This window comes from Emticicia sp. SJ17W-69 (assembly GCF_051209875.1).
Classification (GTDB): domain Bacteria; phylum Bacteroidota; class Bacteroidia; order Cytophagales; family Spirosomataceae; genus Emticicia.
The window spans coordinates 4,814,658-4,827,235 of record NZ_JBNTQY010000001.1 but is presented as its reverse complement, the minus strand read 5'-3'; the positions used below and the strand labels follow the sequence as shown (position 1 = coordinate 4,827,235).

Sequence of the window (12,578 nt, the reverse complement as noted above, 5' to 3'; positions counted from 1 at the left end):
CCTAAAGGGGAGTTTTTTAATTTTATATGTAAAAAATATTTGGTCTTTAGAGCTTTGTTGTAAACAAAACTCACAATTTATAACTCAGCACTCATAACTGTCTTTACCTTCCCATCCAGCCACCATCAACTGTTAGAATTGTACCGTGTACATAGTCTGATGCTGAAGATGCTAAAAATATAGCTGGTCCTTTAAAATCTTGTGTTTCTCCCCAACGGCCTGCTGGAATTCTGCCCAAAATAGACGTACTACGTTCGGGATCATTTCTGAGAGCTTCGGTATTATCCGTTGCAATGTAACCTGGTGCAATGGCGTTTACATTGACACCTTTCCCTGCCCATTCATTGGCAAGAGCTTTTACTAAGCTACCGATTGCCCCTTTGCTGGCAGCGTAGCTTGGTACATTTATTCCTCCTTGGAAAGTAAGCAGTGAGGCGGTAAAAATAATTTTCCCCGAACCTCGTGCAATCATATCTCTTCCGATTTCTCGTGCTAATATAAATTGAGAATCAAGATTAATTGCCATTACCCTGTCCCAATACTCATCTGGGTGTTCGGCGGCTGGCATACGCATGATTGTTCCTGCATTATTAATTAATATATCAATTACAGGAAAATCATTTTTTACTTGGGAAATAAATTTTTTCAAACTTTCTCGGTCGCTAAAGTCAGCTTGATAGGCTTTGAATTTTCGCTGAAGATTGTTTACTTCTTGCTCAATTTCACTTCCCTCCAATTCGATTGTAGCCGAAACACCGATAATATCAGCACCTGCCTCTGCTAATCCTATAGCCATAGCTTTTCCGATTCCTTTATTACAACCTGTGACGAGTGCTGTTTTTCCTTTTAGACTAAACATATAAAAATGTAAAATTCCTTGAAATAATTTTGATTGTATATTATCTTGTTTATTTTTGACTTTTCTAAGATGCAACAAGTTTTTTTTAGGAGCAAATTTTCTCTTTATAATCTTTATGCAATCGTTATCGGGAACGTTGCCAAAAAAATATTTTTGATAATATAAGAAACGTAAAATTTGCTTTTTCCAATTTAAAATGTACTTTTAACCTAAAATTGGAAGCTCGCAAATAGCTTGAAAATTGTATTTTAACAAGATTGTATTTTGGAAACGATTACCATAAAGGATATTGCAAAGGCATTAAACCTTTCAACCTCAACTGTTTCGAGGGCATTGCGAGGAAGCTATGAAATCAATGCCGAAACAAAAAGATTGGTGATTGAATATGCCGAAAAAGTACATTATTCACCCAATCCAATTGCATTAAGCTTAAAGGAAAATAAAAGTAAAGCCATTGGTGTCATTGTCCCTGAAATAGCTAATCATTTTTTTTCGCAGGCCATCAATGGGATTGAAGCCATTGCTTATAAACGAGGCTATCATGTAGTGATTTTTCAGAGTCACGAATCTTATGAGCGAGAGGTAATTAATGTCCAACATATCATTGCTCGGAAAGTTGATGGATTATTGATTTCACTTTCAGGACAAACGGTTGATGTTTCACATTTACAAGAAATTCAGCGGAAAGGCTTGCCTTTGGTGCTTTTTGATAGAGTTTCAGATAAAATAGAAGCACATAAAGTAACGGCTGATAACTTTGATGGAGCTTTTAAAGCAACTGAACATTTGATTCTTTCAGGAAGAAAGCGTATTGCTCATATTACAAGTCCTTCGTTGCTTTCTATTACAAAAGAACGCCTCGCAGGATATAAAGCAGCTTTGGATAAATACCAAATTAGGTATGATGAATCATTGGTAAAATATTGTGGATTTGCTGTAGAAGAAGCCCAAAAATTAGTGGATGAATTGATTGAAAACCAAAAGCCAGATGCGGTGATTACTACGAGCGATCGATTGGCTTTGGATTGTTTTTCGGCAATCAAAGAGAAAAATATTTTGATGCCTGATGAAGTAGCTTTTATAGGTTTTACTAATTTAAAAGTGGCTTATTTGCTTAATCCATCACTCAGTACCGTAGTACAACCCGCTTTTGAAATTGGACAAGCAGCAGCTCAATTGCTCTTAGACTCAATAGAAAAGAAACCACAAATAACCGAAGAACTCCATGCCATAAAAATTCCTACGGAACTGGTTATTAGGAATTCTTCAAAAGTTTTACTTGATAAGAACTAACCTTTATAAACATATTATTTTTGTATCAAATGAAAGAGTTTGCACAAATAGGTCTATTAGTTATCTTATCAATATGTATCATATTCCATGTATTGGTTTTAGTAAAAACCATTCCTTACAAAATTGTGTGGGGAAGCAGATTAACGAATGATACTGATATGTATAAATTTGAAACAGTTTCATTGGTTTTGAATGCGTTTTTTTTATTGGTTGCCTTGTTGGAGGCAGAATTTTTAGAATTTGAATTTCCTGAAAGAATATTAAATTATATACTTTGGGGAATGTTTGTTCTTTTTTTATTCAATATTTTTGGAAATATACAATCTAAAAATACCTTAGAAAAAATGATCTTCACCCCTATTGCTGTTCTATTGATGATATTTTCATTCATTTTAGCAGTGATAAAGTAGTGAATTAATACCCATACCATTCGGCCCACCAAGTTTGTAATTGTTTTCTAATCTCATTTTCCCGAGTATTATTGCTTGGATCATAGATTTTTGTACCTTTCAGTTCATCGGGCAAAAAGTTTTGTTTGGCAAAATTTCCTTCATAATTATGAGAATATTGGTAATTTTTTCCATAACCAATTTGTTTCATCAATTTTGTAGGAGCATTTCTCAGAGCTAATGGAACTGGTAAATGTGAAGTTTTTTCTGCCAAAGCCATTGCATTTTCAATTGCCACAATCGCCGCATTTGATTTGGGAGAAGTTGCTAAATAAATAACAGTCTGTGATAAAATAATTCTACATTCAGGATAGCCAATTACTTTTACTGCCTGCATACAATTATTGGCCATAATTACTGCTGTTGGATTGGCATTGCCAATATCTTCTGAAGCCAAAATCAACATTCTACGGGCAATAAATTCGGGGTCTTCGCCTGCAATAATCATGCGTGCCATCCAATAAAGAGCTGCATTTGGGTCAGAACCACGTATAGATTTGATAAAGGCCGAAATAATATCATAATGCTGCTCACCTGATTTGTCATAGCGAGCAATGCTGCGTTGGGCAACTTCTTCTACTAAATCATCATTGATAACTATCTCAGCATCAGGAGGATACGAAAATGTAATTAATTCTAATAAATTCAATAACTTTCGCCCGTCACCTCCCGAAACTCGCATCAGGGCATCATACGATTCGATTTTGATATTTTTTTCTTTCAAAATTATATCTTCTCGCAGGGCTCTGTCGGTCAATTCTTTGAGTTCTTTTTCTCCAAATCCTTCTAAGATATAGACCTGACAGCGAGAAAGTACCGCACTATTTAGTTCAAAAGAAGGATTTTCTGTTGTTGCCCCGATAAGCGTAATTTGCCCTTTCTCGACAGCTGCCAACAGGGAATCCTGCTGAGATTTATTATAGCGATGAATTTCATCAATAAATACAATAGGAGGGAAGAGACCTGTAGCCTTACTAATAACTTCTCGTAATTCTTTTACGCCAGAACTCACCGCATTTAGTTGGTGGAATTGCCGTTTTGTAGCTTCCGCAATGAGTAAAGCAAGTGTTGTTTTTCCTGTACCTGGAGGTCCCCACAAAATCATCGAAGGCACAAGATTAGACTCAATCGCTTTACGAAGCGGCTTGTTTTTACCCAAAATATGTTCTTGCCCAATATAATCTTCTAATTTTTTAGGGCGTAGGCGTTCGGCTAATGGGGCTGACATTTTTTATTTGTTAGAATATTTGAGCAAAGGTATAATTTTGATACATTTGTTTTTGATAAAACATTTGCAAAAATAAATGTTTATTTGTGTAGCGATTAGAAAGTTCTACACCGAATTTATTCAACCAATACTTTAACCTATGGCAAAGAAAGCAGTTTCTACAAAAAAAGAAAAAACAACTCCCGAAGCAGAAATCGTAAAAAGCGAAGCTCAAGATGTGGCAACAATGCCAACTTTCAACAAGGTTGAACCTTTTAGCTTATTAACCGATTTTGATATTGGGCTTTTTCGCTCAGGAAAACATTTTAGGTTGTATGAGAAATTAGGCTCACATGTAGTTCAAAATCAGGGAGTTACGGGTACACTTTTTGCCGTTTGGGCTCCAAATGCCAAGTATGTCTCGGTGATTGGTACTTTTAATGGTTGGAATCGTGGTGAACACCCTCTAAATCCTCGTTGGGATGGCTCAGGTATTTGGGAAGGTTGGATTCCAAATATTGGCAATGGCGAAGTATATAAGTACTTTATGGCATCAAATACTGGTGCAGATATCGAAAAAGGAGACCCTTATGCACTTCGTTGGGAACATCCTCCAAAAACAGCATCTATCGTTTGGGATACTTGGTATGAGTGGAAAGACCAAGATTGGATGAAAACTCGTCGTGCTGCCAATAATTTGAATGCTCCGCAGTCGGTTTATGAATTGCATTTTGGTTCATGGAAACGTGACCCATCAAATCCAGATAGATGTCTGAGCTATGGTGAAGTTGCTGATACACTGGTACCTTATGTGAAAGAAATGGGCTTTACACACGTAGAGTTTATGCCTATCATGGAGCATCCTTATGAACCATCATGGGGTTATCAAATTACAGGATATTTTGCTGCAAGTAGCCGTTTTGGTACGCCACAAGAATTCATGTATTTGATTGAACAATTGCACATTAATGGTATTGGAGTAATACTTGATTGGGTTCCTTCGCACTATCCAGGAGATGCTCATGGCTTGCATAGATTTGATGGTACGGCTCTTTATGAGCATGAAGACCCTCGTGAAGGCTACCACCCCGACTGGAAAAGTTATATCTTTAATTATGGTCGCTATGAAGTTCGTTCATTTTTGATTAGTAATGCTATATTTTGGTTAGATAGATTCCACGCTGATGGCTTGCGTGTTGATGCGGTAGCTTCAATGCTTTACCGTGATTATTCACGTAATGCAGGTGAATGGATTCCGAATGTTTTTGGTGGAAGAGAAAATCTTGAAGTGATTTCATTATTCAAAGAATTGAACGAAGAAATTTATCGTAGTTTCCCTGATACTCAAACTATTGCTGAAGAATCAACGGCTTTCCCAGGAGTTTCTCGCCCAGTTTATACAGGTGGTCTTGGTTTTGGCATGAAGTGGATGATGGGTTGGATGAACGACACATTACGTTATTTCTCTAAAGACCCAATGTATCGCAAATGGCATCAAAATGATATTACTTTTAGTTTAGTTTATGCTTTTTCAGAAAACTTTATGTTGCCATTCTCGCATGATGAAGTGGTTTATGGAAAAGGCTCATTAATTGATAAAATGCCAGGTGACGAATGGCGTAAGTTTGCCAATTTGCGTCTGATGTACACCTATATGTTTACGCACCCAGGTACAAAATTGCTCTTTATGGGTGGTGAATTTGCCCAGTTTGCTGAGTGGAATTTTGAAAAAAGCCTTGACTGGCATTTATTAGAAAATCAACCAAACAAAGGCGTAAATGAGTGTATGAAAGGTTTAAACAAACTTTATCGCTCGCAAGCAGCACTTTTTGATAAGCAATTTAGTCCTGAAGGATTTGAATGGCTCGATACAAGCGACCGTGAAAATGCGGTAATTGTTTATGCCCGTAAAGGCTTCAACGAAAAAGATAACTTAATTGTGGTACTTAACTTTACACCAGTACCTCGCTCAAATTACCGAATTGGCGTATTTGCCACAGGAACTTATAGCGAAGTTTTCAATAGTGATAGCCAACAATATTGGGGAAGTGGCACTGGTAATGGAGATTTAAAAACCGAAGCCGTACCTTCGCATGGAAAAGAAAACTCAATTTCATTGACCTTGCCACCTTTGAGTGGAATAGTTTTGAGATTGAAGTAAATACAATTTTGAATGATAGAATGAGTAAATAGCTTACAACTAATTACTCATTCTATCATTGATTTTAGTACCTAATCGCCCAATAAGGATTTCTTTGCATTTTGATACTATCATTGATGTATTTTGAAATTACATCATCGAAATCTTTATTGTTTACTTTTTTACCTTTTAGCTTTGGTAAAGTCAGCTCTTTATCTAACTTCTTAAATTCAACAGTTGTAGCTGTTACCATCACAGTTCCATCGTCGGCATCTAATTCAAGCACCATTCCGGGTAGGCCAAAAGTTTGTTCAGGGCCACTTGCCACAGGAATATCACCTGTAAACCAAGCCGTTATTTTTTGTCCTTTGATTTTATCTTCTGTAATCGCTTTCATACAAATAAACCCTGCTACTTCTTTGATTTGATTCATGACTTTCCAGTCGATTTTCTGCAAAGAATCTTGTACCAAATAGGTTTTTCCTAAGATTTCAATCAAATCGGTGCGTTTTTCGGTTTCAAAGTTTTTATGGAAAATCAATTCTCTATTTCTACTTTTCCAGTTTTCGTCTTCGTATTCTTGCTGGTCTTGTCCCCATGTATAAAGACTTTCTTTTTCATTAAAATACAAGTTCATTTTTTGTTTGGGGTCAGGGTCATTTTTCCAAGTTTGTTCCATTCGGTCTTTTTCTTCTTGGGTCAAAAATGGTAATTTTTTCATCATTTTTATCCAATTGACTTGGCGTTCAAAACGAATAAGCCCCTCAGTTTTTTGAGCGTGTGCAAAGCCTCCCGAAAGAAATGACTGAGCTCCCCAAAGAAGAGATGTGATAATGATATAAAAAAATATTTTTTTCATTGCTGTAAATAATTGATAATGAATGATTTATAAATAATTGCAAATCTTTATTATTTGTACTTCATAACTCGTACCTCGTAATTCGAAAATTCGTCTTAGAATCCACCACCACTTCTACGCATTTGGTTTTTCACGCCTCGCATATTGTATGTGAAACTTAGCATAAAATAACGTGCAAGGGTTTCGGTTCTTGACTCAGAATAAGAGTTTTGACTGGCAAACTGACTGATACCCAAGTTTTTATTGAAAATATCGTTAGCTGTCAAACGAATCTCTGCTTTTTTCGATTTTCCTAATTGTTTATAAACCGAAGCATTCCAAATCGGTTGTTTTTGATTGAAACCAAAGCGTTCGTTCAAGAAAATGTTATAATTGAATCGGGTATTGAAATAAAAATCTTTCGGGAATTTGACATTCATTTCCGCTCCGAATCGGTGGTTATAAATCGTTTGATTTTGAGCAGTATTAATTGAATATTTAGTGTTTGTAATACCCAAATTGGCATTTCCGTAGAATGTAAATTTATCCGAAGGGGTCAAATCTAAACGCAAACCTGCATAATAACTTAAATTATTAGTTTCATTTAAAATATTGTTGATATAGGTCAGATTTGTACTACCATTGATATTTCCATTCAAATTCATCGTTGCTTTCGTTTTTTTCAAAGGGAATCCAAATCCGAAATAAGTCCCTACATTCTTTCCTCCCGAAATATTACTTGGTTTGGTAGTAGTTTTGAAAGTTTTGCTATCAATATTTTGGTTGTAAATAATCTGATTCACATGATAATTATAATTGACTCCAAAATAAACATTCATAAAACTACCAGGATTATAGTAATTTCCCCCAACATTAAAGTTATGGTCAACTTGAGGTAAAAGGTCTGGGTTTCCTTCTCTGATATACAATGGGTTACTATTATCAACTACTGGTTGAAGGTCTTTTATCGAAGGTTCTGAAACGTTTGGTTCATATCCAAACCACATATAACGGTTGTTTTTCAAATCGAGACTACCTTGAAGGTTGGCAAGCCAAGCAAAATATTTCTGGTCAACAACTGTTTCGGGCTTTTTAGGTTGAGTAAAATTTCCTCTGAGAGAAAACTGTTGCCCAGCTATACCTGCTGAGATATTGATACCTTTAAAATTATATCGAACGCTCGTCCCGATTCGATTAAACGAAATTGTATTGGTAAAATAGCGAGTAAGGGAATCAATCTGAAGGCTCGACTCTCGGTTTTGAACATTTCTATCAACAATGCTATTGCGAGTACTAAAATTATAGAATGTTTCAGAAGAAAATTTCTTGCCAATAGGCTCAACGTATAATAAACTTGCTTTCCATTGATTTCTATCGCTACCAGTTTCATTGAGTTGATTGATATTTCTCAATAAATCGTTTGTACTGGTAATTTTGAAAAACTCATTCAAGGAAAGTTGAGTAGCATTGCCGTCAGAATTTGTAAAATTATATCCACCACTCATCGCAAAAATTCGCCCTTTTTTCTTGAATTTATGACGGAAAATGCCTGTCAATGCCGCTGCAGATGAATTAAAACCAGTTTGGTTATTAATAGTTGTTTGACTTGTTTTGTCATTTTCGCCCACAAAAAACTGTTGAAAACCATCATATCTTGTATTTCCTTTTGAAAGTTTACCATTGCCAACTATCGTAATAGTATTGAGTGTGTCAAGGGTTTTCTCTAAACGAAACGAAACACGATGGTTATAACTTTGGTTACGAGTATAATCATCATTGGTTGTTTTGAAAGAAGCATTGTTTTGCAAGAAATTTTGGCGACTTGAAAGAGCATCTAATATTTGATTTTTTCCATTGAAATAATAGCTCGAACTTAATTTGTTCTTTTTGGTATCATAGTTATAGTTCAATCCTGCCGCATAAGAATCTGTTAAACCCTGTCCACGACCGCCACCAATAGGAATCGACAAATCTTCATCACTATCATCTCCACCGAATGAGAAGTAGCGTCCACTTCCACCAAAACCAAAATCAGCATTATCATTCCAGTTGAAAGATTGACTTCCTTTGAAGTCTTGGAAATCATCAAAACCCATACCCACTTGATTGGTATTATTTCCAAGTCCAATTAGCGAAAATTGATTTTTTTGGTCAAATTTATTGTAATTTCCCTTAACTTCAGCCCTTTCCTTGTTTCCAATTCCAGCCGTAACTTTTCCAAATCCACCTTTTTTGAATTCGTCTTTTAGCTCTAAATTCATCGTTTTTTCTTTCTTTCCATCATCCACACCAGTGGCTTTTGCCTGTTCGGTTCTATCATTAAAAACCTGTACTTTTTTGATGGCTTCTGCTGCTAAATTTTTGGTTGCCATCTTGGTATCTCCACCAAAAAACTGTTTTCCATCAACCGTTACTTTTTTTACATCTTGCCCCTGGGCTTTGATATTGCCATCTTGGTCAATTGACATACCAGGTAGTTTTCGCAATAAATCTTCTACTGTGGAGCCTGGTGGAACTTTAAATGATGCTGCATTATACTCAACGGTATCTCCCTTAATACTTAGCGGAGCTTTGGCGGTACGAACGACCACTTCGTACAATTCTTTCATAATTGGCTTCAAATGGATTTTGCCTAAATCAGTAACAGCTCCATCCACAGGTGTAAATTCTTGCTGATAAGGCAAATAGCCCATGTATGAGATTTTCAAAAGGTAAGTACCTCGTTTTACGCCCTTGATTTCAAATTGTCCATCATTTTCGGTGCGACCGTAGCTAACTAAGGTCGAATCTTTTGGCGTGAGCAACATAATCGTAGCAGATGGTAAAGTTGTATTTGAAGAATCAATCACAATACCTTTGACTGAAATACGAGCAGGATTTTGAGCAAAAACCGCCCCATAGACAAGTAGACTTAAAATGAGTGTAATAGTTTTTTTCATAATTGATAATTGAGTGAGTGGAATGCCATTGAGCGATATTCCACGATTTTAGTTTTTGTGGGTAAAATATTTATTGATAAGTCGTAATTATTTTATAAATGTTGCAAAAGTTGAATAGTTTATTAACTAATTTTTTAGTTAATAGTGCTTGAATAAAGTTTTCCCATCTAAATAAATCATACTTCAAAATCTATAAAAGGTTACAGTTTTGATACAAAATTAATTTCAAACAAAATCAGGAAAATAAAAATGTTTTGAAAGGGTGGAAAAAAGGGGCGAAACGATATTATACGATATTGGCAAGGATAGAAGGTAACAGATTTACAGAGCGTAAATTGCCCTTGAAAGATTGTAAAAGCTTTTTCATATAAGAGTTTGTATTGTGTTTGACGGAAAGTAACTAACTGTTTAGTTGATAACGAGGACGAAGATAAAGATATTTTATTTACAAATGTATTTTTTTAAGAAAATTTAAGAAATGAAGGCACATATAATAATGATGAATATTCTAATTTGCTTATAATCAATAAATTAGAATATTCACCATTGTTTACTTCCTTATTTATTCGGGTTGTCTATTTTATTTTTTTCTTTTTCTTTAGGAGAAGAACCCATCGAAAACATAAAGATTACCAATATAATGACATGGATAATTGGTATCATACTTATTTTGAGGGAAAAGCCGTAATTCTGACGGTAGAAAGCTACCCATGAGATGATTTGGCAAATAATGATTACAACAGGAAGAGCAATCATGGTATAAAATACACGCCAGAGATTTGGATTTTCGCCTGCGTCAAATATCATGGGTGAGGTCATGGCTCCCAAAATAGCAGGAATTAGGCCAATAAGTAGCAAAATATTTAGTATAATGACTAAGGTTTTCATTGATTTATAGTGTTTAGGTGAATTCAAAGTTAAAAAATAAATATCAATTCAAAACCCTAAGCCCAAAATCCTGATAAGGCTTTATAATGGCACTTTTTTCATTAGTGACTAAAACATCAATGATATTTAAAGGTGCGAATTTTAAATATTTTTCTTTTCCCAGTTTACTTGAATCGCAGAGTAGATAGGTCATTCGAGCATTGGCCGACATCGCTGTTGTGATTTCTGCCTCTTTCTCGCTGGCCGCACTCAGACCATTTTCGATTGAAATACCATCAATTCCTACAAATGCTTTATCTGCTTTATATCTATTGATGTGTTCAACGGCTATCTTTCCATGAATGGCTTGGCGTTTGTTTTCTAATTCTCCTCCAATCAGGTTGATTGAAACATTGGTATTTGATAACTCATAAACAACTGGTAATGAGTTTGTTATGACTTTTATTGTTTTGTTTTTGATAAATTGGCATAGCCTAAAAACAGTACTTCCGCAATCCATAAAGATAATATCGCCATCAAATATTTCTTGGGCTGCCAATCGACAGATATAATCTTTCTGTTCGATATTCATTGCAGTTTTTTGTTCAAAACTTACTGGGGTATTGACTAAACTCAGCTTCATAGCTCCACCATGTGTGCGGAATATCAAGCCATCAGTAGCCATCAAAGCCAAATCACGTCTGATGGTAATTTCAGAAGTTTCAACTAATTGAGCCAATGTTTTTACATCAACTTCTCCCCGAGTTTCTACAAATTTTAAGATTTTTTGCTTTCTATTTTGATAACTCATTGTTTTTAGTTTAAATTTGTTCAAATATAATCATAATTAATCAAAAATAATCATCATGAATTCAAATGTTCAAGTAATTGAAGAAAAAGTACTTTCTAACAATTGGTATGTATTGAAAAAAATAACATTTAATTATAAAAATAAATCAGGAGAATGGCAAATACAAGCACGGGAGGCTTATGATCGAGGAAATGGAGCCGTTATTTTGCTCTATAATGCTGAAAATCAAACAGTTGTATTAACCGAACAATTTCGTATGCCAACTTATATCAATGGGAATGCAACAGGAATGTTGATAGAAGCCTGTGCAGGTTTGCTTGATAAAGATAACCCTGAAGATTGTATTCGCCGAGAAGCAGAGGAAGAAACAGGCTATAGAATAGGAGAGGTAAAAAAAGTTTTTGAAGCATATATGTCGCCAGGTTCAGTTACTGAAATATTATATTTTTTTGTTGCAGAATTTAACAAAGATATGAAAGTCAACGAAGGAGGTGGTGCCGAGCATGAGCAAGAAAATATTGAAGTACTGGAGATTCCATTCAAAAAAGCCTTAGAAATGATAGAAACGGGTGAAATAAAAGATGGAAAAACCATCATGTTGCTACAATATGCTCAAATCAATGCTTTGCTTTAGTATTTTGGTATTAGTTTCTCAGAGATTGGAATAATAAAATTGAAAGATAACTACCTGAAAGCCAATAGATTATCAAGAAATCAATAAAAAGTTTAATTTTTTTTTAGAAATTTTGGCATCAGATTTGTTAAAAATTAAAAACAGTGTTTTATATTTGCACTCCCTAAGGAAAAAGGAGAGATGACTGAGAGGCCGAAAGTAGCCGTTTGCTAAACTGCCGTACCTCATAAGGGTACCGAGGGTTCGAATCCCTCTCTCTCCGCAAAAAACTTTTTAAAGTTTTTAGTGTAAAGTTTGAATTACAAAAAATAATTTTTACCTTTGCACTCCCAAACGGAAATAACCTCGTAAGAAATTTCCAAGCTCGGGGTGTAGCGTAGCCCGGTATCGCGTCTGCTTTGGGAGCAGAAGGTCGTCAGTTCGAATCTGGCCACCCCGACTTAATGAAATAAAGTTAAAAGCCTCAAAATTATATAATTTTGAGGCTTTTAACTTTATCTCTTTGTTCTAAATTTTTTTTTAAATAAAATTTAAAAAAAAG

Annotated in this window: 10 protein-coding genes and 2 tRNA genes; 6 read left to right on the top strand and 6 right to left on the bottom strand. The window is 35.1% G+C overall.

All coding sequences use genetic code 11. From position 1 onward, the window contains the following. Nucleotides 1-103: 103 nt before the first annotated feature. Nucleotides 104-859, bottom strand: coding sequence for an SDR family NAD(P)-dependent oxidoreductase (locus ACQUQZ_RS19765; RefSeq protein ID WP_435356811.1), 756 nt, complete (start codon nucleotides 857-859; stop codon nucleotides 104-106). Between the two features lie 264 nt (nucleotides 860-1,123). Here ACQUQZ_RS19765 and ACQUQZ_RS19760 point away from each other — a divergent pair, with 264 nt between their 5' ends. Next, the gene (locus ACQUQZ_RS19760) at nucleotides 1,124-2,152 is read left to right on the top strand and encodes a LacI family DNA-binding transcriptional regulator (RefSeq protein WP_435356810.1); all 1,029 of its coding nucleotides are present in this window, start codon (nucleotides 1,124-1,126) and stop codon (nucleotides 2,150-2,152) included. Nucleotides 2,153-2,181: 29 nt separating this feature from the next. Beyond that, on the top strand, nucleotides 2,182-2,562 hold the full coding sequence (locus ACQUQZ_RS19755) for a hypothetical protein (RefSeq protein ID WP_435356809.1): 381 nt from the start codon (nucleotides 2,182-2,184) through the stop codon (nucleotides 2,560-2,562). A gap of 4 nt (nucleotides 2,563-2,566) precedes the next feature. On the opposite strand, the gene ACQUQZ_RS19750 is transcribed toward ACQUQZ_RS19755, so the two are convergent. Beyond that, nucleotides 2,567-3,829 (bottom strand): replication-associated recombination protein A, encoded by a 1,263-nt coding sequence (locus tag ACQUQZ_RS19750; protein ID WP_435356808.1) that lies wholly within the window; start codon nucleotides 3,827-3,829, stop codon nucleotides 2,567-2,569. A 139-nt stretch (nucleotides 3,830-3,968) separates the two neighbouring features. Between ACQUQZ_RS19750 and glgB the strand changes: the two genes are divergently transcribed. Continuing rightward, nucleotides 3,969-5,969 carry a 1,4-alpha-glucan branching protein GlgB gene (glgB, locus tag ACQUQZ_RS19745; RefSeq protein ID WP_435356807.1) on the top strand — a complete coding sequence of 667 codons (2,001 nt, stop codon included), beginning with the start codon at nucleotides 3,969-3,971 and terminating at the stop codon, nucleotides 5,967-5,969. Between the two features lie 64 nt (nucleotides 5,970-6,033). Here the strand turns inward: glgB and ACQUQZ_RS19740 are convergent, their stop codons facing one another. From ACQUQZ_RS19740 to ACQUQZ_RS19725, 4 genes are all read right to left on the bottom strand, one after another. Further along, nucleotides 6,034-6,807 carry a GLPGLI family protein gene (locus ACQUQZ_RS19740; RefSeq protein ID WP_435356806.1) on the bottom strand — a complete coding sequence of 258 codons (774 nt, stop codon included), beginning with the start codon at nucleotides 6,805-6,807 and terminating at the stop codon, nucleotides 6,034-6,036. 95 nt (nucleotides 6,808-6,902) lie between these two features. Beyond that, the gene (locus tag ACQUQZ_RS19735) at nucleotides 6,903-9,725 is read right to left on the bottom strand and encodes an outer membrane beta-barrel protein (RefSeq protein ID WP_435356805.1); all 2,823 of its coding nucleotides are present in this window, start codon (nucleotides 9,723-9,725) and stop codon (nucleotides 6,903-6,905) included. 558 nt (nucleotides 9,726-10,283) lie between these two features. Further along, nucleotides 10,284-10,613: a hypothetical protein gene (locus ACQUQZ_RS19730; RefSeq protein ID WP_435356804.1), complete on the bottom strand. Its 330-nt coding sequence runs from the start codon at nucleotides 10,611-10,613 to the stop codon at nucleotides 10,284-10,286. A gap of 43 nt (nucleotides 10,614-10,656) precedes the next feature. Next, nucleotides 10,657-11,403, bottom strand: coding sequence for a DeoR/GlpR family DNA-binding transcription regulator (locus tag ACQUQZ_RS19725; protein ID WP_435356803.1), 747 nt, complete (start codon nucleotides 11,401-11,403; stop codon nucleotides 10,657-10,659). Nucleotides 11,404-11,458: 55 nt separating this feature from the next. Between ACQUQZ_RS19725 and nudK the strand changes: the two genes are divergently transcribed. From nudK to ACQUQZ_RS19710, 3 genes are all read left to right on the top strand, one after another. After that, nucleotides 11,459-12,037 (top strand): GDP-mannose pyrophosphatase NudK, encoded by a 579-nt coding sequence (nudK, locus tag ACQUQZ_RS19720; protein WP_435356802.1) that lies wholly within the window; start codon nucleotides 11,459-11,461, stop codon nucleotides 12,035-12,037. A gap of 174 nt (nucleotides 12,038-12,211) precedes the next feature. Next, nucleotides 12,212-12,299, top strand: a tRNA-Ser gene (locus ACQUQZ_RS19715). 103 nt (nucleotides 12,300-12,402) lie between these two features. Continuing rightward, nucleotides 12,403-12,476, top strand: a tRNA-Pro gene (locus ACQUQZ_RS19710). The last annotated feature ends 102 nt before the right edge of the window (nucleotides 12,477-12,578 follow it).